Here is a 20,263-nt window from a genome sequence, read left to right as displayed (position 1 = left end):
TCCTCCGCCTTGCGATTGCACGCACCAGACGCCGCGAGCCCCGCCCTACGGGCGGACGGCGCTAGTTCTAAAACACGGCCTAGGCCTGTCAGCTCGGGACGGGCACACGCTCGGTGGACTCCGGGGCCTCGACCCCGTCGCCCTCCTTGATGCCGTACTTGGAGTACAGCTTCTGCAGGGGGCCCGGAGCCCACCAACTGGCGCGGCCCATCAGCTTCATGACGGTCGGCACCAGCAGGATCCGCACCACGAACACATCCAGCAGGATCGCGATGACCATGCCCACACCGAACAGCGTCATGGTCAGCACACCGCTGGTCGCCATGGCCGCGAGCGGCACGCACATCAGCAGCGCGGCACTGACGATCAGCTTGCCGATGCTCTGCAGTCCCGTGGCCACCGCGGCGGTGGGCTCGCCCAGCAGGTCGTACTGCTCCCGGATCCTGGACACCAGGAACACCTCGTAGTCCATGGAGAGTCCGAAGATCAGCGCGAACAGCATGATCGGCATATTGGGCTCGATGTTGCCCGTGGGATCGAAGCCGATCACATCGGAGAGGTGCCCGTCCTGGAAGATCCACACCAGGATGCCGAAGGTCGCCGAGAGCGACAGCAGGTTCATCGCGATCGCCTTGAGCGGCAGCAGCACCGAACCGAAGGCGAGGAACAGCAGGATGTACGTCGCGACGGCAATGTAGAGCAGCATCATCGGCAGCGTGTCGGCGAGCGCGTCCAGGGTGTCGTCGAACACCGCGGTCTCACCGCCGAAGTACGCCTTGGCGCCGGGCGGCGGTGCCACCTCGCGCAGATCGTTCACCAGGTCCCGGGCCGGGCTGGAGACGGCGACCCCGTCGAACTTCACCGAGACCCGCGCGGTCGTGCCCTCGGCTCCGGTGATCTGCGCACCCTTCGCGCCGGGCACCTTGCCGAGCTTGTCGGCGTACGCCTGGAGCGCGGCGCCCTGCTCCTTGGAGGTGGCCTCGCCCGCCAGGGTCAGCAGCGAGTCGATGGACTTCACGCCGTCGCCGTCGAAGTCCTTCTCCAGCATGTTGTGAACCTGGCGGCCCTCCGCGCTGTTGGGCAGCTGCCGGGCGTCGTTGGCGCCGAAGTCGATCCGCAGGAACGGCGACGCGAGGGCGATCAGCACGCCCAGCGTGACCACGGTAATGGCCACCGGACGCCGCATCAGAACGTGGGCCAGCCGGTACCAGGCGCCTTCGCCCTCGGCCTCGGTCCGAGCCGCCGGTGCCTGTGCCGCACGCTTCTTGCGGCGCAGCGACAGGGCGTTGACCTTCGGGCCCATGACCGCCAGAGCCGCCGGCAGAGCGATGATCGAGAAGAAGACTGACAGGACGACCGCCGCCACACCGCCGTACGCCATGGACTTCAGGAAGGCGAAGGGGAAGAAGGTCATTCCGAACAGCGCCACCGCGACGGTGATTCCGGAGACCACCACCGTGCGTCCGGCGGTGGCGACTGTGCGCGAGATTGCGTCGGCTCCGGTGCGCCCGCGGTCCAGTTCCTCCCGGTAGCGGCTCACGATCAGCAGGCCGTAGTCGATGGCGACCGCGAGACCGAGGACGGTTACAAGGCTCATCGCGAACACCGAGACATCGGTGAACTGCGCGATGACCCGCAGGACCGCCATCGAGCCCAGGATGGACAGACCGCCGACGAGGAGCGGAAGGCTGGCCGCGGCGAGTCCGCCGAACACGATCACCAGGAGCAGGAAGAGCACGGGGAAGGAGAAGCCCTCGGCCGCTCCGAGGTCCTCGCCGATCTCTTCACCGGCCTGATGGCCCGTCGGGACCGGGCCGCCGCGCAGGGTCTTGAAGCCCTGCAGATCCAGCTTGTCCTTGACCGCCTTGTAGGACTCTTCCTTGATGTTGTCGTCGCTGCCGTGCAGGTTCATCGCGACATAGGTCGCGTGCCGGTCCCGGCTCACCTGCTCCGGCATCTTGGTCATCCAGAAGTGGGCCGACCCGGTGACCACCGAGCGCGGCAGCGAGTTCACCTTGTCGGTGACCGCCTTCTGGAACGCCGGATCGTCCACGGTCAGGTCGTCGTTGCGGTAGACCACGACCGCGTCGGGTGCCCGCTGAGGAAATGCCTTCTCGGCGAGGAGGGCCGCGTGGCGGCTCTCCGACTTCGGGTCTTCGAAGCCGCCCGGTTTCATGTCGCCGAAGACGCCGACGCCATAGACCCCGGACAGTACGGCGAACAACAGCGTGAAGATCAGCAGAGGCTTGCGCCCCCGGTGAATGAACCGCCCCAACCCCTCGAACATCACGTCTCTCCCTAGATCGTCAGCGAGCGCAGGTTGCCTTGCCTGACCTCGACGGTACGGCAACAGTAACACCGTTATCAATCACCTTCAGGGCGGAGACGGGCGTCACGGTCGAGAGGTGAGCACGAGTAAGCGTGCTCTGACCTGCGCAAATGTCCGACCGATTTTTCGGTGACGAGAGTGGCCCGGAAGTGTCTACGCGGAGCGACCCAGCTTGTAAAACACTGTTGCGGTACATTTAACGTATGGCCAGGCTCAAGACTTACGACGAAGCACTCCGACTCAGGCTGATCAACCGCGCCGCCGCCACGGTCTTCGACCGGGGCACCGCGGCGCTGAGCCTGCGGCGGCTCGCAGCCGATGTGAAGACCTCGACCACGGCGGTCTATTCGCTGTTCGGAAACAAGGCGGGTCTGCTCGACAGTCTGTACCGGGAGGCGGCCCGGCTCTTTGTCGCGCGTCTGGCCACGGTCGATTCGAGCGACGATCCCGCAAACGATGTGATCCGGCTCGGCGTCGCCTATCGCGAGTACGCACTCGCAAATCCACACTTGTACGCGATCCTGTTCGCCGACCGCACCGTCGAGTACGAGCCGACGGACGAGCGCAAGAGCGAGGTCGGAGACACCATCCAGCCGCTCGTGGACGCGGTGGTCCGCGGACAGAAGGCCGGCCGGTTCAAGGCCGACGCCCCGCCGGAGGTCATCGCGCTGTCCTGCTGGGGGTCGGCGCACGGGCTGGTATCGCTGGAGCTGTCCGGGAACGAGCCGCCCGGTCTCGACATCGGCGACTGCTACGAGGCCACGCTGCGCGCGGTCGTCTCCGGGTGGCGGCCGGACCCCGAGTGAGACCGTTCGCGGACGGGCCGGGCGACTCCCGCCCCGCACTCGGCACCACCCCAGTACACTCCCCACCATCCGGCGGCAGACCAGGCAGGACATCAAAGTCCGGCTGGAGTACCAGCCGTGGACTTCGCGGCCGGAAGCGCGGGAGTAGTGGCGCCCCTGTCGTCCAACCCCGCGGATGCGCTGCTTCCTCGGCCCGCTTGAGGAGACGTTCGTGCTGGATTCCGCTACCGCGCAGTTCATCGAGGCTGTCGGGAAGCTGCCGCCCGACACGCTCGTCGCAGTGTTCGATCACGCACTGCGACTGCACCGCAGCGGCGGCCGTGAGGCGAGCCGCGCGCTCCGGCTGTCCGCATCGGAGTTCTCCGAGATCGACCACGCGGTCCGTTCGACGCTGCTTCCGCGCGCGGATCAGCTCGATGCGTTCCGCACCGGGCTGCACTCGGACGCCAAAGCTGTGTGCTGCATCGCGGCAAGGGCGATCCACACACGCGCAAAGTGTGCCGAGGCGCACTACCGCGTGCTGATCGAGCCGTTCGCAGCCGCCGGCGTCGACACCCCTGCTCACCCGGCAACCCCACCGTCCTGATCACCGGTCGCCGTCCCCGCCGGCCGGGTCAGTGCCAGTTCTCGGCCGTGTGGACGAACCAGAGTGCCGCCCGTCCCTCGTTCCGGGAGGCCTCGGCCGCCAGCTCGAACGCGGCAGCGCGATCGTAGGCATCCTCAGAGCTCGTCGCCGGACCAGAGGGGGTGTTGACCAGATATCCGCATACGCTGCGCAGCCACGTGGCGTGCGACGACGCCAGCTCGCGAAGCGTTGCGGCGTGGGGCGACGCCGTGCGCGCCGGCGTTTCCGGCGGATCGACGCGCGGGGCGCGGTGGAGCCCCGGCCATTCGCGCTCCACCTCACCGTGACTGAAGACAGCCACCTTCTGCGCATGCCGAAGGATCATGTAGCCCATCGGGATCCATTCCGCCAGATGCCCGTCGTACCTCTTCGCCGGGTCGGCGAACGCATAGGTGGATCGAGGGCCGCCGAAGATCACGTACTGCGGCCCGGCCTGCTCGCTGTCGAACGGGTCGATGCGGTCCGCCTCGACCGGCGGGTACCGGTAGTGCTCCATACCCACGATGGTGTCAGAGCGCTCGGAGGGGGTGTTCCAGCAGGGGCCTGGTGTTCCGAGTCTTGGCGCGTGCGGCGGCGGCCCGTCTTGAACGCGCCACGCCGACGCCGTGGTCACGGGCAGGGAAGGGCTGTTCCGAGCTCGGTCGGCCTCGGTCCCGGGCGGGGGCCGGCCCGGCACTCGGCCCGCGCTGTCACGCCGCCCCGTCATACGCTTCCGCCATGAGCGTCTCTCTCTACTACAGCGCGCACCGCACGACACCGCTGACCGGGGCCGAGTCGGCCTCCGTCGCGCGCGTCGTCGCCGCGCACATCACGTCGTTTCCGTACGACGACGGGGAAAGCCTGTACGTGTACGACCGGCGTGCGGCCGGGCCGGAGGAGATCGTCGCCGGGTCCACCAAGATGCCGCTCGATCCCGGTCGTCTGATGCCGGTGATCGCCCATGTGCTGGATTCCGTGACGGAGTTGCGCCGGGCCATGCCGGATGCCGAGTGGCGCGTGCACATGGACGACCTCGACGTCCCGTGGGACGAGGCCGAGGGGTACGCCCTGCCCGGGATGAGCGAGGCGGACCTGATCGCGGAGCTCGCGGCGGTCCACGACGGTGACGGGGCAGCGGGATGAGGGAGGAGAGCGCGGGGAAGGCCGCGGACGCCGTGGCGCCCACCCCGGATCAGTGGCGCCTCATCGAGTTCGGCGAGGCGCTGTACCGCCGCATCGCTGCGGACGCCGAGATCGGTCACGTGCTGCTGCCCGAGGACGGTGCTGTCGCTGTCGTGCACCGCGTGCGGGGCGGTGGGACGATCCTCGTGGCGGCCGACCGGTCGGTGCTCTTCTTCGGCTCGGCGCTCGACATCAGTGCCGCCCTGATCGAGTTCCGGGCCGGCCGGCGCACGCCTGTCGAGCTGTTCCAGTAGCGGGAGACGCGGGGCAGGGACAGCCCGCCGAGGGCCCGCTTCCGATCAGTCCCGGCGGCCGATCGACGCGATGGTGTCACCGCGCTGCTCATGCGTCACTCGGACCCCCGTCCGGAGCCTCACCATCGGAACGGCTGGGCCGTGTTTTAGAACTGGCGCCGTCCGCCCGTAGGGCGGGGCTCGCGGCGTCCGGTGCGTGCAATCGCAAGGCGGTGGGGGCACCCCCGGACGAAGTCTGGGGGAGATCATCCTCGTACTGGACGTACTTGGATGAATCCGACAACGCAGCGAGTGTGCGTGCCAGGCGTCGCGGGCCAGGCGGGAGTTCTAAAGGTCCGGTCGGCGGCGTGAGCATTCGCCAACCTGGCCAGGTGCAGCCCGCGCTCACGCTGATAGACAGGGGGCCAGGTGCCCCGGGCCTTCGGGTGGGTAGCCACGGCGTCGGCCGGTCCACACAGACGCAAGTGACAAGCTGCGCGTTGGGCGTCGACGTAGGAGGGGACGCAGTATCCGCCCAGTTGATCGCTCGGGGTGTGATCTCCGGCGGCATGTGCTTCGTCGGGATGACCGAGATCAGGCCGCTGCTGGTGCACGAACAGTCAGCGGAGGACCCACCCAGCATCACCACGTGACAGATGCAGAGGCCGGCACCCCCTTGAGCTGTCACGTGCCGCTGATGTCAGGCGGAGCGTGTGGCCACCACTGCGTCGGTGTACTGCTCTCGCGTTAGATCCTCAGCGTCGATCCCCAACTCGGCGAGGACTGCCCGGACATCGTCCAGTGCCGGGCTCACCTCGTCATCGTCGACGAGGGTCTCAAGCTCCAGGAACGTGCCGTCGATCTCCGGGACGCGTACGAGTGTGGCAAGCATCCGCCGCCCCCGCGCCTCGAACTCGTAGTTCCGGCACCGCTTCTCGAAGGCGATCACCGGCACGTACCCCAGCCCCTTCAGCATGGCGTGGACCGCGGCAGCGTCCGCCACTCGCGTCTCATGCTCGGGCTTCGAGCCAGACGCCTCGTCGACGGTTGCCTCCTTGAACGTCAGGACCGTGCGCGTGTCGTCGAGCCCGTGCACCGTGCGCACCCGCAGCTCCTGATCCTTCACCGCGAGGCCGCCGCCCGCATCGTCGTAGTACGTATCGCGGTACACCTCGGCCCGCCCCGTCGCTCGCTCCTCCAAGAGCCTGAGCACCGTCTCGGGTGCCTTGACGCGCGCTTTCAGCTCCGCCTCGATCACCAGCCGTTCCCCTCTCACACTGTCCGCTCAGCCCCGTCGATCACGGCCTCGAACATCCGCCGAAACCCGCGGTACAGAGGCCCGTGAGGCGTCTCCATCACCTTGTACGTCGCCGACTCGTGCCCTTCCCACCCGGCATCGAAGGCGCCCACGAACATCGTGCTGTCCGTGCGGATGACACGCCAGGTCGGCAGCATGCCGTACCGGTAGACCTGAACGTCGCAGGTATCCGCGAGCTCGCGCAGCCGCGCCTCTGCGAGCTGCACGCCGCTGGCGAGGGACTCAGCCGACTCCCCAATTTCCGCGGCACGTTGGGTGAGTGCCGCCGACTCCGGGTCGAGGAGCAGTACGCGGACGCGCAGGCCCCGGCCGCCCTGCTCGCGGGGCAGGCACGCCCGCAGGAGCGAGTCATTCAACCCGATCAGTCCCAGGCCACGCACAGCGAGCACGTCGAGCTCCTGGGCATCGCGGGCCTGTTGCTGGATCTCCTCGCCTGCCGATCCCTGTGAGGCGTACACGCGGACTACCTCGGGGAATGCCGCAAGGTCGAAGGCTGCGCCGCCGCTTCGCTTCTCTCTGCTTGCTGCAAGGCCGAGGAGATGCCGGGCATCGTCGGGCATTCTGAGGCCGTCGGCGATCCGCTCGTACACATCAAGGCGCGACACCTCACGGCGGCCGTTGATGATCTCGTTGACGCGGGCCTGCGTCATGCCAATCGCGGTGGCAATCTTCGACTGGCTGACGCCTGCGTACTGCTGCGCGTACCGGAACACCGCGCCGATGTCCCTGCCTCGGAGCGCTTGTCTGACCTCGGCACGCTCCCATGCCCAATCGGGTAGCTCGATCGGCGCGAGTGACGTCGCCATGCCGCAACCCCCGGTATCCACAACTGGTATGGGAAGTCATCCCACGGTGAGATTACCGCTCGGGTATCGAGTCGACACGCTACGTCACAAGATCCTGAGGGCATGACGAAGCGAACCGCGCACAGACTGGACTGGGTCCCACCCGGACGTGTCGTCTCGATGCGCCCTGCCGGCGAATGGTGGGATGCCGTCCGCGTGCCGCGCGCCATCGGACTCTCTGTCCTGGGGCGGCTCGGAGACGACACCGGAGCAGTCATCGAGGACCCCGGCGGCAGCCTCTTCTACTGGCTGGTGCCGACAGGGCATGCAGTGGCGTGGGAGTTCCACCCGGCCGCACAGGTGCAAGTCCTTGGCGAGACGGCGCACGTTGCCGTGCCCGGCCCTCAACGCACTGCCGGCCCCCAGTGGCGGGTGCCGCCAACCCGGGGCCGCTGCCTGACGGACGCCTCGCAGCTACGGGTCGCGCTGGAGGCAGCCGTGTCGGCCGCCCTCGGACCTCGTGAGATCGCAGGGGAGCGGGCATCGTGAGCGTGCGCAGCGTCATCAAGTTCGCCGACTGGATCCTCGGCATCGACCGCAGCCCCGGCGCGTCTGGCCCGATCTTCGAGCTGACATGCACGACGTGCGACGAAGGTTCGCAGGCCAGCGAGGACAAGTCCGACCCGGAGCTGTGGGCGCTGACGCACACGGGCCGGAAGACCGATCACCGCTCGTTCCGGGCGACGACGACGGCCTTCTTCCGCACCGTGCCCGCCCCCGGTAACCCGCTGCACCGTGAGCAGCAGGACAGCACGCGCTGAGCCCCCGTCCCGACCGGAGCACCTCGCCAGGAATCCCGGCCGGGACGGGTTTACCACCCATCCATCACAGAGGGAGGCACAATGCAGTGTCCCAAATGCGGAGCCGGAATGACTCAGGGCCCAGGGGGCTGGTGGATCTGCTACGCCTGTGGCGCCAGCCAGCCCGGATAGAGGAAACGTGAGTTGTCCACTGTGCGCTGCACAGCTCGCCCCGGTCGGCTCGGAGTGGTGTCGGTGCGGCGGATGCGGATACGAGATCTCGACGGAGGCGCACCAGCTGCACCGCGAGCTGGTCGACTTCTTCGAGCGCGACCCGGACAAGTTCTTCACCGAGGTTCGCGAACGGCGCGACGCCATAAGGGCGCTTGAGCCCGTGTGGCAACGCTCCTGCTAGATCCCCGGAGGCGGCTGACTGGGGTTGGCCGCCAGCGGGTGCCGGCCCCGGTCTGCCACTCGTCCCCCGTCATGGGCAAGCCGGGGCACGTCGGGCCCCCGAGACGTGTACGCGTGTACGCGCCTTGGGGGCCATCGGTGCGGTCTACCCGCCCGCGCATGGGTGACTGCCGTGTACTTGGACTCTCTCCTGGGTAAGAAGGCTGCTTTAGCCAGCCATGGGCCGCGCAGGTCCGCGTACGTTGCGCCGCCCCGGGCCGGGCTCACACCGTCAGGCCGACCCCCTCGGCAAGAAGCACGCCAACTCCCTCCCGCGTCCCCGTCCATCGCCGCAGACCGTCCGTGGCGTACAGGCGCTCGACGTGCTGCGCGCCCGGGCTGAGTACCAGCCGGCGGATCGTCAGGGTCCCGGCCGTGGCCCGTGCCGTGCGGCGGTCCGTCTCGCGGACGATCGCCTCGACGGCCGCAGGCGCGACGGTCGGGTCGGGCGGGAAGGGGACCGTCCACAGATCGGCGGGCAGTACGGGCGGGACGACGAGCCGACGCCCCCGGCCTGCCTCCCCCTCCGGGAAGACCACACCGGCCCAGCTCAGCCAACCCGCTTGCGCGGTCGGCCAGTTGCCGCCGTCCTCCTCGTCCGGCACCGCGGTCCGCCCGGCGGGCTCGGCACCGTAGACGAGCGTCACCGATGCGATGTCGGTGCCTTCCCGGTCGCGAATGGTCACATCGACGCACCACTCGCCCTCGGCATAACCGCCGCGCGCCTCGCGGTGCAGATCGAGACTGCCGCAGCCGAACCGCAGCCCGTCGAGCCGGACCTTCAGCTCGCGGAGCTCGCGCAGATGCAGCAGGGGCCAGCCCTCCGGCACCACCCAGTCGCCCGCGGCCACCGCGTGCTCCAGCAAGACGCTGACGGGGACGGCGGGGGCAGCGCCGACGCGTACGTCCGACAGGCAGGGATGCTGCCCGGCGTTCAGGCGCAGGGTCGTCCGCAGCGACCGGAAGATCTCGTACTCCTCGACCTCACCGAGATGATGGTCCAGCGCGTGGAGCCGGGGCAGATCGGGGTGGCCGGTGAGCATTCCGAAGCCGCGGAGCTGGCCGGGGGCGAGCACCGCGCCGATCCTGCCCAGGAACACGGCCTCGTCGGTGTGACCGGAGGCGAGTTCCTCGGTCCAGCGGCGTGCGCCCTCCACCGGGTCGAGCGTGGAGACGTAGCGGACGGCGGCCGAGTAGTTCGCGATCACGCCGAGCCGTTCCCAGGTCGGCCAGCACAGGGTCTGCACCGGCAGGCCGAGGTTGTCGCGCGCCCAGAAGCCGAGCCGGGCCAGGGCCTCGTTGCCCGCCGCGTAGTCGATCTGGCCGACCATCCCGCCCATGCGGCCGGCGAGCGATCCGACATTGCTCAACAGGCGCAGCGCATCGCGGCGTTCGGGCCGGGCCAGGATCGCGGCGACCAGGTTCGCGAAGCCGGTGACCTTGACGTCGACCGTACGCACCACACCGTCCGCGGATTTGCGGTCGAAACGGGCCGGATCGTCGATCCCGGCGTTGTGGACGACGAACTGCGGGCCGTCACCGAGTGCGGCGAAGGCCCGCTCGACCTGCTCCATGTCGGTGCAGTCGCAGCGCAGATAGTCGATGCGCAGCCCGTCCGCCGCGGCCCCTGCGAGGTTGCGGTGGACGGTGCGGTCCTCGTCCGCGCGGCGGATCTCGCCCCGGGCCGCGGCGAGGTCCTGCGGGGTACGGGCACTGGAGAGCCGCCTGCGGCGCCAGGCCGCGAACTCCTCGTCGTCCAGGGAGCTCACCTCGCTCGCCGCTGGACGCATTCCCCGGCCCGTGACGACGACGCGGCAGCCGAACGACTCGGCGAACGCGCGGGCCGCCGCGAAGCCGACCCCGCGCGCGCCGCCGGTGATCAGGACGGTGTCGTCGGGGCCCGGCGGCCGCGAGCCGGGCGGTCCGAGAGGTGCGGGACGGCCCACCAGCACATGGCGGCGGCCGTCCCGGTAGCCGACCTCGAAGTGGCCGGGGCGTACGTACTCACGCTCCACCGCGTCGGCGATCGCCGCGGGCTCCGCACGGTCCAGGTCCACGACGACGATCCCGGCGGCGGGCAGTTCGCGCGGCAGACACTTGGCGAGACCGGCCCAGATGCCGCCCAGCGGCTGCGGCACCTGTCCCTCGCCGTGGCCCGCGTGCCCGCCGAGATGGGTCACGGCGAGATAGACATGGCGGCCGAAGCGCGGCTCGGCGGCCCACTGCTGATAGGCGGCGCGGACCGCTTCGGTGGTGCGGGTGAGCGCCGAGCGCCAGGTGGTGTCGCCCAGTTCGTATCTCTCGCCCATGACGTTGAGGTCGACGATGCCGTCCCATCCGCCCGCGCTCAGCGGCGTATCGGGATCGGAGCGTACGACCAGCGCGCCGCGCTCGCCCAGCTCCCCGGCGACGGCGCCGACCAGGTCCGCCGACTCGCCGACGAGCAGCAGCCTGCGGCCGGCGAGCGGGCGGGCCTCCCGCGGCCCGGTGTGCGGGACGTGGACGGGCTCCCAGACGAACCGGTCGACCGGCCGGACGAAGGCGTCCGGGTCGAAGGAGGACAGGTGCGGGCGGATCGCCGGCCACCCGTCGGCGGCCGGCAGATCAGTGGTCGTCATCGGTGCCGCTCCTCGGCCGTGACATGGATGCCGCCCTTGGGGAACAGCGTGATGAACGCGCCGGAGCGGGCGTCCTCGCGCGCGAGCGTGAGCCGGAAGCGGCCGGATGCCGCGGCGACCGCCTGCTGGAGCAGCGCGAGCCCCATCTTCTTGCCGATGCACTGGCGGCGCCCGCCGCCGAAGGGCAGATAGGCCGAACGGTCCTGGCTGGGCGCGCTGCCCGGCCGGAACCTCTCCGGGTCGAACCGCTCGGGGTCCTCCCACTGCTCGGGGTTGTAGTGGGCCCCGTACACGGACACCAGCAGGGGTGTGCCCGCCGGAATGTGGTGGTCGGCCAGTACGTCGTCCTCGATCGCCTCGCGCGTGAACTGCCAGACCGGCGGGTGCATCCGCAGTCCTTCGTCCACGACCATGCCGGCGTACGGGAGTTCGGCCAGATCCTTCGTCGTGGGCATCCGGCCGCTCAGCACGCGGTCCGTCTCCTCCTCCAGACGGTCACGCGCCACCGGGTCGCGGGCGACTTCGTACAGCGTCCAGGACAGGGACAGCGCCGTGGTCTCGACACCGGCGAGGAAGAGGGTCACGAGGTCGGCCCACAGGGCGTCCTCGGGCAGGTCCGACTCCCGGATGAGGGTGGCCACTTCGCCGCCCACACCGAGGTCGACGTTCGTGGCGGCTTCGGCGATGACGCGCTCCAGCGTGCGCCGTGCCCTGGCCACCTTGCGGCGGTACGGGGTCGGGATGAACGAGGGGATCGCCTTGTCCACCGAACCGACGTTCTTGAAGATCGCCTCCAGCGCGACGGACACCGCCTCGGCGAACTCGCCGCCGTCCTGGGACAGATCCTTGCCGACCAGGGCATGTCCCATCACTCGGCAGGTCAGTCTCATCGACTCGGTGAACAGGTCGAACGAGCGGCCCGCCCTGGTGTGTTCGGCCCAGCGGTCGAGCAGGTCGGCGACGGCCGCGTCGGACTCGGCCGCGCGCGCGGCGATCGCGTTCGGTGTGAAGGCCGGGTTGACGACCTTGCGGTGGCCGCGCCAGTCGCCGTCGTCCAGGGTGAGCAGACCCCGCCCCATGAACAGCTCGAACGCCTCGTAGTAGGCGCCGCGCGAGTAGTTGTCGGCATTGCCCTGCAGGACCCGCCGGATCGCCTCGGGCGAGGAGAGCTGGACCGTCGGATTGTGGGGCAGGATCGGGATCTTGACGACGGTGCCGTGGTCCTTCTGGGCCCGCAGCGAGAAGCCCGGCGGATCCGCGGCGTACCGCACCGTGGAGATGATCGGCGAGGACATCGGGAAGCCTGTCGGCCCCTCGACCTGCCTGGGCCCGGCACCGGTCACCGGGCAGACGCCCTTGGTCACGTTTTCCTCGGTCATGCTGCTGCCTCCTCGGCGGGGCGCCGGCGCTCGCGGTACTCGCCGGTGGACTGGTTCACATGGCCGAGTACGACGCCGGTCATGTCCTTGATCTGCAGTACGACGTCCCCGGCCGTGGTGACCGCGAGGGCCCGGTTGTCCTCCTCGCTCTCGAGATCGAGACGGGAGGGCAGGGAGTAGAGCTCGACCCCGGTGCCCGCCGCGGCGAGCGAGGCGTCGGTGTGACCGCCGTACAGATCGATACGGCGGATCGTGCGCGGCACGGCCAGCGGGGTCCAGTCGCCCTCGCTGCGGTCCAGGACCGAGACACGGGCCAGGCCGTCCAGGAGGACCGACGGGACGACGAGGGAGGAGAACCAGCGCTCGATGCCGGGCCGGTCGGGTACGTAGCGGGCGCGTCGGCCGTTGGGATGTGTTCGGGTGTCGGCCGTGGAGACGAAGACACCGCTGAGCAGCACCGCCGGATTGGGCACGTGGTACGGGTCCGCCATGCGCTCGGCACCCTGGTCGTCCCAGTGGTCCCAGCGCGGCGGCGCGACGTGCTCGTCGCGCAGCCGTACGCGGGCGGAGAAGTGGCGGCGGTCCTTCACGAGCAGCCGCCCGTTCGGGGCCAGCACGTCACCGGTCACCTCGATGTCGACGACCGACTCCTGCGGCCCATGGCTGACGAGGTGGGCCTTGATGCGTTTGGTCTCGTCGCGGCCCGGCTTGTAGACGCGCAGGAAGGAGTCGAGCCGGATGTCCTCGAAGACGACCGGGACCCGGCCGGGGACGAGGTGCATGGCGGCCTGCGCGGCGAGTTCGGGCACGAAGGTGCCGGGCAGCGTCGGGAAACCGTTGACCACGTGCTCGTGGAGGTACGCGTCCCGGTCCTGGTTGAAGGTACGGACGACGGTGAGCCGGTCGGGGCCGCGGTCGACGATGTCGTCGACGAAGAAGTCCGGCAGGGCGGGTGCGGGAGCGATCGGTGCGGGAGGCGTCGGTGCTGTACGGCAGAAGTCCAGATAGCCGGGGACGGCCGCCTCGATCGCGGCTCGTTCCGGGTCTCCGAACAGGACGGTGACCGGCGTGTGCGCGGCCTGGTCCAGCTCGTGCAGGAAGTGGTCGATCCCCTCGGCCGTAGGCATCGCGGTGAACTGCGCGCTCTTCGCGAGGAACGTCCGCATGATCGGTGTGGCGCCGAGGCCGACGTCCCGCCACAGTGTCCAGCCGATCGTGAACTCCCGCACACCGCGTGAACTGCTGTACAGGGCCGCGGTGTTGAAGTAGTCGTTCGCCGCTCCGTAGTCGGTCTCGCCGGTCTGTCCGGTGAAGCCGACGAAGGATCCGAAGTTGCACCAGCGGCGCGGCTGCCCGCTGCCGAAGGCCGCCTTGAGATTGGCGTACGTCCGCACCTTGAGGTCGCGGACCGTACGGAAGTCGCCGAGGCTCTTCTGGTCCACCGAGGCGGCGCGGTTGGTCCCGGCGATATTGAGCAGCAGGTCGACGCGGCCGCCGCCCCGCGCGTCGGTGATCTGTCCCACGACCGCGTCAACGGCGGCACGATCCCGCAGGTCGCAGGCGTGGTACGTGACCCTGCCCGGACCGCAGATCTCCTCCAGGGCCGTCAGATTGGCCTTGACCTCGCAGGCGGCGGACAGCCGGTCGAAGGCGGCGTTCGCCTCCCGCACGGTGAGCCGGCCGGCGCCGGTCGCGGTCGTACGGGTGCGGATGAAGTCCTTCCGGGTCAGCAGGACGTCCGCGTCGGTCACCGTGTCGAGGCGTGTGGAGCCGATGACATGGAGGCGGGGACGTTCGCGGCGGGCCAGCGCGAGGAGGAGCTCGGCGCCGATGCCGCGTCCGCCGCCGGCCGCGACGACCGTGTACTCCGCGGTGCTGGACCGCTGGAGCCTGCTCTCGCCCGGCTCGGGCGCCGCCTGCCACAGCAGCCGGGTGCCGCCCGCGAAGCAGACGACGGGCAGCAGCTGTTCGGCGACGGCCTCGGCCGCGGTGTCCGCCTCGGCGGGCGCGAGGCCGGTGGCCTCGTGGACGACGGCGACGACGGACGAGTCCGGCCATTCGAGCGCGAGGCTCTTCGCGAAGCCGGTGAACAGGCCGCTGCACGGGTGCGGCACCCGCGCGGCGTCGATGCCGCCGAGGACGAGCACGACGAACGACTCGGGCCGCTCGGGGAGTTCGGTGCAGGCCTTGGCGGTACGGAAGAGGGCGTCGTGCAGGCGCAGCAGCCGCTCCGAGGGGCCGGTGTCCTTGTCCTGCGAGGACAGGTCGACCAGCACGCGCACATGGCGCGGGCGGGCACGAAGGACGTCGGCCTCGATCGTGTCGTCGGCCTGGAGAACCGTGCTGTCGCCGGGCAGTTGCGAGGTGTTGAGGTTGGTCAGGACGGCGGTGCCGGGCGGGAAGAGCGGCGGCGGCCCCTCGTCGCGGGCCGGACGGGGCGCGGGCGCAAGCCGCAGGACATGCCGGTCGAGGAGGTGCGGCTCGGCGGGGCGGGCCGGGGCGGCGGGTTCCTTCGCCTCGGGTTCCGTTGCCTGGGTTTCCCTTGCCTCGGGTTCCTGAGCCCCGTCGGCCGGAGCAGCTTCCGGGTGGCGCAGCCGCAGCCGGTGGACCGGGCCGCCTTCCTGTACGGCGCGTTCGATCACCGCGGTCCGCGACGGCGCGGGGGCCGTGAGGAACGCGATCAGTTCACGGGCGCCCTCGGCGCCCAGCAGGGTGGTGGAACCCTGACGCGGGGCACTCACACTCCCACGCTCCTTTCCATGACGGCCAGCACGGGCAGACCGGCCTCTTCGGCGAGCGACCTGCGGGTCACGACGAACAGGAAGGCGCCTTCCGTGGCGTTCCGTCCCGCCGTGTCGTTCCAGCCGGGCAGCGCCGTTCCGTTGACCCCGGCCACCAGGGCGACATCGATCTCCCTGAAGTCGAGGTAGGAACCCGCCACGTCGAACGCCTCGAGGAGCGAGGCCTCGCCCGCGTCGACCGTGATGTTGAGGCCGCGGAGGTCGAAGTAGTTCGACAGCCTGGCTGCGATGACATTGGGCATCTCGCCCGGGAACGAGTCCTCGGTCGGCGCGGCGATCAGGCCGGTGGCCCGTTCCTCCAGCCGCTGGAGGAACTTCGCCGTCGTGGCCCGCTCGTCCGCACCGGCCACCGCATGGCCGATCTCGTCGAGATAGGCACGGGTCTTGTAGAGGAGGGCGTTGCGGGTGGCGCCGGTGTGCCCGACCACGACACCGGTGGTCTTGTGGTGGTCCAGGCACAACTGGCGTACCGCTTCGTCCAGTTCCTGCATGCAGCGCACCATCATCAGCTGCGTACGGTCCGTGGCGCGCGCGGTGGGCGGCGGCATGCGCAACTGCTGGAACGGCGGCACCGGATAGGTCGTCCCGAACGAGGGCTCGGGGTCCTCGCCTCTGCCGGCCGCCCATGCGGCGACCGCGTCCGCGTCGGGGCCGCCGGGCTGGTGCGAGGACCAGCCGACCAGCACCAGGTCCTCGCCGACCGGGGCGGGCAGCGCGGCGGGATGGCCGGACCGGCTTCCCCGGTGGTCCTCGGAGATGATCATGTGGGCGTTCGTGCCGCCGAACCCGAAGCCGGAGACCGCGGCGCGTCGGGGACGCGCCGCACTGGCGGGCCAGGGCACCGGCTGTTCCGGCACCGTGAGCCCGTCCGCCTCGTCGGCCAGGGCGTCCGGCAGCCGCTCGAAGCGGTACTGCGCCGGGATCGTGCCGTGCCGCAGGGCGAGCAGGGTGTGGATGACCGAGACCACGCCGGCGGCCCAACCGCAGTGCCCCACCAGCGACTTGTTGGAGGTCACCAGGGTCTTGCGGGCACCGGCGTACCGCTGGGCGAGGCTCGTGAACTCCGCCTCGTCGCCCGCCGGGGTGCCGGTGGCATGCGCGACGATCCAGTCCACGTCGTCCGGGCCGAGCCCGCTGCGGTCGAAGGCCCGCTCGATGGCGAGCTCCTGACCGGCGCGGGCGGGAGCGTAGATCGCCTTTCCGCGGCCGTCGGCCGACAGCCCGATCGCCGAGACGATGCCGAGCACCTGGTCGCCGTCGGCGCGGGCGCGCGAGAGCCGCTTGAGCACGACGAGCCCCGCACCGTCGGAGAACAGCGCACCGTCCGCGCCGGCGTCCAGGGCGCGTACGGCACCGCCCGCGGAGAGTCCGTTGAGCTTGGCGAACAGGATCGAGCCGCTGGGCGCCAGCGCGAACGAGCCGCCGCACACGGCGATGTCGCTGCGCCCGGAGAGCAGATCGCGCACCCCGAGATCCATCGCGTAGAGCGAGGAGGAGCAGGCGGTGTCCACCATGTGCACCCGGGTGGCGGGCGGCAGGATGCCCGCCATCGCGTCCTGGCCGATGCGGTGGGGCAGATACGAGGCCGACGGGTCGTCGCCGCGGCTGAACCGGCGCCGCAGTGCATCGCCGATCGGTCCGTCGACGGCGTCGTCGCCGTCCTCGGCGAGGGTGTCCAGCGAGGAGCGCAGGACGAAGGCCTCCTCCAAGTGCTGGCTGCCGTCGGGGGTGTAGCCGACACAGAAGGAGAACCGGTCCCGCGCGTTTCGCCGTACGCCGTCGAGCGCCTGGTGGAGGCTGTGCCGCAGCCAGAGCGCGGTCTGATCGAGACCGGCCTCGGCCAGGCCCTCCGCGCGCAGCTTCTCGTGCGGGCGGAAGTCGGTGATGAAGCCGGAGCGGCGTTGGTACGTCTTGTCGGGGGCGCCGCGGTCGGTGGCGTGGAAGCGTGCGATGTCCCAGCGGTCGGCGGGAGCGTCGACGAAGAGCTCGGCCCCGTCGATGAGGAGCCGCCAGAACTCCTCGGGGGACGAGGCACCGGGGACGGCCATGCCCATGCCGACGACGGCGATGGGGTCGTCTTCGGGCACGCCCGACTCGACCTCGGGCACATCGGCGGGCGCGGCCTCGGTCTCGACGACAGCATCCGCCACGGCCTCGGCCCAGGCCCCGCCAGAGGCGCGGCCCACGAGGTCGGCCCGGGTCTTGATTGGCCCCTCGCCGGGGGGCCCGGCCGCACGGCCGGTCCGGGTCCCGACCGGACTGTCTGCCGCAGCGTCGTACCGGGCCCCGCCCAGGAGGTCGGCCGCGACGCCCGGCCGGGCACCGGCCGGGGTCTCGGCCTCGCGGCCCAGACGGGCCCCGGCCGCGACGCCCGGTCGAGCCTCGGCCACGAACCCGGCCTGGGGCTGTGTGACTTCGCCCGGCAGGGGCTCGGTCGGAGCCTGGGCCACAAGGTCGGCCCGGGTCTCGATCCGAGGCTCGGCCGCGGCGTCGTCCCGGGCTTCCGCCGCGGCGCCGCGCCGGGTCCCGCCCACGAGGACGGCCGCAGTGTCTGGCCGGGCACCGGCCGGGGCCTGTGCCCCTGCGCCCGCCGACGCGCCGGTCGGGGTCTGGGCCTCGCGGCCCAGGCGGGTCCCGGCCGCGACGTCCGGCCGGGCCTTGGCCGCGTTGTCGGCCGGGGGTTGTGCCGCCGCGCCCGGCGACGGCTCGGTCACAAGGTTGGCCGGGGTGCCCGGCAGGGTGTCGGCCGCGAGCCCCGCCCGGGGCTCGACCCCGTATACGGCAGCCGCCACCTCCCGCGGTGGCGACATCGCCGACCGGAGCAGTGTCAGGCCGCCGTCCGCCAGGACCGTCTGGCCCGTGACCCAGCCCGAGCGTTCCGAGGCCAGGAACAGTACGACCTCCGCCAGGTCCTCCGGGCGGCCCAGGCGCGACAGCGGTGTGGCCGCGACCGTGTTCGCACTCACGCCCGCGAAGTCCGGGAACATCTGGCCGACCGGGTTGTCGATCAGGCCGCACGACGCGGCGTTCACCCGGATCAGGTCCTCGGCGAGCTCCGCCGCCAGATAGCGGGTCAGTGCCTCCAGGGCCGCCTTCGACACCCCGACCGGCAGGTAGTTCGCGGGTGTGGTGACCGCGCCCAGCGAGGAGACGTTGACCACCGAGCCACCGCGCCCCCGCGCCGCGGCGAGCAGGGGGCGGGCGTAGCGGGCGCACCACAGGGGGCCCTTGACGTTCGTGGCGTAGGTGCGGTCGAGGAGTTCCTCGGTGATCTCGTCGAAGGGGACGAACGACCCCGCCGCCGCGTTGTTGACCAGAATGTCGAGGCGGCCGTGCTCCTCGCCGATCTCCGCGAACATCCGCTCGACCTGGGCCGGGCGGGCCACCGAAGCCCGCACCACCCGGACGTCCAGGCCGCGTTCGACCAGGCCGCGGGCCTGTTCCTTGGCGGAGTCGTACGAGTGGAAGCAGTTGAGCAGGACCGTGGCGCCGCGCTCGGCGAGCCGCTCGACGATCACCCGGCCGACGCTTCCCGCGCCGCCGGTGACCAGTGCGATCCGTCCGGAGAACTCCAAGTCCCCACCTGCCGTGGGGTGGTGCGGGCTCACGGGGCGATCCCGGCGGCGACGAAGTCGACGACCTTGCCGAAGGTGTCGTAGTCGGCCACCCGCAGCCCGGACGGAGGGACGCCGAGCCCGAAGCGGTCGCCGAGCCTGCTCAGCAGCTCGGTCTGCTTGACCGAGTCGATCCCGAGGTCCGCCTCAAGCAGCACGTCGTCGGTGAAGACCTCGTCGGGGTACTCCATGGCCTCGGCGTACAACGCCCGTACCTGGGCGGTCAGTTCATCCCGGTCCATCTGAACCGGAGCGCTCTGCGCCGGAGCCACAGCAGGAACCGCAGCAGGAACCGCGACAGGAACCGCAGCCTGAACCGCCGCCGCAGGAACCGCGTCCCCGCCCAGCGGGTCCCGCAGCGCCTCCGCCGCCTGCGCAAGTCCCGCCTCGTCGTCGCGGCCCGCCAGCGGTGCCACCGCGTGCACCCCGGGCAGCGCCTCCGTGACCAGCGCGGTCAGCACCCGCCCCGCGCCGATCTCCACGAACTCCCGTGCACCGGCGGCATGCAGTGCGGTCACCGACGTACGGAAGTCGACGGGCGTCACCAGGTGCAGGGCCAGCAGCTCGGCGAGGTCGTCCCCGTCGCGGTAGAAGCGGCCCAGGATCGGCGAGTACACCGGGACGGTGAGCGGCCGGGTCCGCAGCGGTGCGATACGGGCGGCGAGCTGACGCCGTGCCTCGGCGAGCAGCGGGTTGTGGAAGGGGTGCGGGGAGCGCAGCTGGGTGGATGTGATGCCGAGCTGCGCGGCGATCCCCGCAGCGGTGGCGATGGCGTCCGCGGGGCCGGAGACGACGGCCTGGCCGGCGCTGTTGTCGACGGCGAGGACCAGGTCGGGGTGGTCGATGAGCGCCACCACGCGCTCGGCCCGCTCACGACCGCAGCCGAGCGCGAGCATCGCGCCGCCGCTGGTGTCGTACTCGCGCAGTACGGAGATCCGCTCGCAGAGCACGGCCGCCGCGTCCGCCAGGTCGTACGCGCCCGCGCAGGTCAGGGCGGCCAGCTCGCCCAGGCTGTGTCCGAGGTGCACCGAGGCCTGCGCCCCGCGCTCGGCGAGCAGGCGGTGGGTGGCCACGGAGGTGGTGAAGACGGCCAGCTGCAGGGTGTCCGGGGCGGATGCCAGCAGGGTGGCCGGGCTCGGCGGCGACGGCCGGAAGACGGTCGAGGACACATTGCGGCCGAGTTTTTCCTTGGCGACCGCGTCGACCTCTTCGTAGGTGTCGCGTACGGTGTCGTCGCCGCGCTCCCAGAGTCCCGCGAGGGTCCCCGGCCGGTAGGCGCCCTGCCCGGGGAAGAGGGCAACACTCATGTGCAGTTCTCGGTTCATGGGAAGGTCCAATCTC

General features: G+C 70.8%; 16 protein-coding genes. 7 read left to right on the top strand and 9 right to left on the bottom strand.

Annotation, left to right across the window (positions count from 1 at the left end):
• Positions 1–88: 88 nt before the first annotated feature.
• Positions 89–2,287 (bottom strand): MMPL family transporter, encoded by a 2,199-nt coding sequence (locus tag OG741_RS12540; RefSeq protein ID WP_266476863.1) that lies wholly within the window; start codon positions 2,285–2,287, stop codon positions 89–91.
• Positions 2,288–2,532: 245 nt separating this feature from the next.
• On the opposite strand from OG741_RS12540, the gene OG741_RS12535 reads away from it, so the two are divergent.
• Positions 2,533–3,135, top strand: a complete 603-nt coding sequence (locus OG741_RS12535) for a WHG domain-containing protein (RefSeq protein ID WP_324979306.1) — start codon at positions 2,533–2,535, stop codon at positions 3,133–3,135.
• Between the two features lie 211 nt (positions 3,136–3,346).
• Positions 3,347–3,721: a hypothetical protein gene (locus OG741_RS12530; protein WP_405597049.1), complete on the top strand. Its 375-nt coding sequence runs from the start codon at positions 3,347–3,349 to the stop codon at positions 3,719–3,721.
• A 28-nt stretch (positions 3,722–3,749) separates the two neighbouring features.
• Here the strand turns inward: OG741_RS12530 and OG741_RS12525 are convergent, their stop codons facing one another.
• A complete protein-coding gene (locus OG741_RS12525) occupies positions 3,750–4,256 on the bottom strand; it encodes a hypothetical protein (RefSeq protein ID WP_405597047.1) in 507 nt (168 codons plus the stop codon).
• A 221-nt stretch (positions 4,257–4,477) separates the two neighbouring features.
• Here OG741_RS12525 and OG741_RS12520 point away from each other — a divergent pair, with 221 nt between their 5' ends.
• Together OG741_RS12520 and OG741_RS12515 are read left to right on the top strand one after the other, a co-directional pair.
• Positions 4,478–4,882, top strand: a complete 405-nt coding sequence (locus tag OG741_RS12520; RefSeq protein ID WP_405597045.1) for a hypothetical protein — start codon at positions 4,478–4,480, stop codon at positions 4,880–4,882.
• Positions 4,879–5,175, top strand: a complete 297-nt coding sequence (locus OG741_RS12515) for a hypothetical protein (RefSeq protein WP_266551577.1) — start codon at positions 4,879–4,881, stop codon at positions 5,173–5,175. The genes OG741_RS12520 and OG741_RS12515 overlap by 4 nt, the downstream gene beginning before the upstream one ends.
• A gap of 679 nt (positions 5,176–5,854) precedes the next feature.
• Here OG741_RS12515 and cyaB read toward each other — a convergent pair.
• On the bottom strand, positions 5,855–6,412 hold the full coding sequence (gene cyaB, locus OG741_RS12510; protein ID WP_405597043.1) for a class IV adenylate cyclase: 558 nt from the start codon (positions 6,410–6,412) through the stop codon (positions 5,855–5,857).
• Positions 6,413–6,426: 14 nt separating this feature from the next.
• Positions 6,427–7,278, bottom strand: a complete 852-nt coding sequence (locus OG741_RS12505) for a helix-turn-helix domain-containing protein (RefSeq protein WP_405597040.1) — start codon at positions 7,276–7,278, stop codon at positions 6,427–6,429.
• 102 nt (positions 7,279–7,380) lie between these two features.
• Here OG741_RS12505 and OG741_RS12500 point away from each other — a divergent pair, with 102 nt between their 5' ends.
• The 3 genes from OG741_RS12500 (at position 7,381) to OG741_RS12490 (ending at position 8,472) form a co-directional block, all read left to right on the top strand.
• Complete coding sequence (locus OG741_RS12500) at positions 7,381–7,806, top strand: hypothetical protein (RefSeq protein ID WP_405597037.1); 426 nt, start codon at positions 7,381–7,383, stop codon at positions 7,804–7,806.
• Positions 7,803–8,078, top strand: coding sequence for a hypothetical protein (locus OG741_RS12495; RefSeq protein WP_405597034.1), 276 nt, complete (start codon positions 7,803–7,805; stop codon positions 8,076–8,078). The genes OG741_RS12500 and OG741_RS12495 overlap by 4 nt, the downstream gene beginning before the upstream one ends.
• 178 nt (positions 8,079–8,256) lie before the next feature.
• Positions 8,257–8,472 (top strand): hypothetical protein, encoded by a 216-nt coding sequence (locus OG741_RS12490; protein WP_405597032.1) that lies wholly within the window; start codon positions 8,257–8,259, stop codon positions 8,470–8,472.
• Between the two features lie 262 nt (positions 8,473–8,734).
• Here the strand turns inward: OG741_RS12490 and OG741_RS12485 are convergent, their stop codons facing one another.
• Genes OG741_RS12485 through OG741_RS12465 form a run of 5 tightly spaced genes read right to left on the bottom strand, consistent with a single transcriptional unit; the run spans position 8,735 to position 20,229 of the window.
• Positions 8,735–11,128: an SDR family NAD(P)-dependent oxidoreductase gene (locus OG741_RS12485; RefSeq protein ID WP_405597030.1), complete on the bottom strand. Its 2,394-nt coding sequence runs from the start codon at positions 11,126–11,128 to the stop codon at positions 8,735–8,737.
• The gene (locus tag OG741_RS12480) at positions 11,125–12,507 is read right to left on the bottom strand and encodes a cytochrome P450 (protein WP_405597028.1); all 1,383 of its coding nucleotides are present in this window, start codon (positions 12,505–12,507) and stop codon (positions 11,125–11,127) included. The genes OG741_RS12485 and OG741_RS12480 overlap by 4 nt, the downstream gene beginning before the upstream one ends.
• Positions 12,504–15,248, bottom strand: a complete 2,745-nt coding sequence (locus OG741_RS12475; RefSeq protein WP_405597025.1) for a KR domain-containing protein — start codon at positions 15,246–15,248, stop codon at positions 12,504–12,506. Before OG741_RS12475 ends, OG741_RS12480 begins: the two co-directional genes overlap by 4 nt.
• Entirely contained in the window at positions 15,245–18,883 is a 3,639-nt protein-coding gene (locus OG741_RS12470) for an SDR family oxidoreductase (RefSeq protein WP_405597022.1), read from the bottom strand. The genes OG741_RS12475 and OG741_RS12470 overlap by 4 nt, the downstream gene beginning before the upstream one ends.
• A gap of 29 nt (positions 18,884–18,912) precedes the next feature.
• Entirely contained in the window at positions 18,913–20,229 is a 1,317-nt protein-coding gene (locus tag OG741_RS12465) for an acyltransferase domain-containing protein (RefSeq protein ID WP_405597019.1), read from the bottom strand.
• Positions 20,230–20,263: the final 34 nt, after the last annotated feature.

It is taken from the genome of Streptomyces sp. NBC_01410 (assembly GCF_045040195.1).
GTDB lineage: Bacteria > Actinomycetota > Actinomycetes > Streptomycetales > Streptomycetaceae > Streptomyces.
Note: the sequence above shows the minus strand (reverse complement) of the source record. Positions and strands in the feature narration are given on the sequence as shown.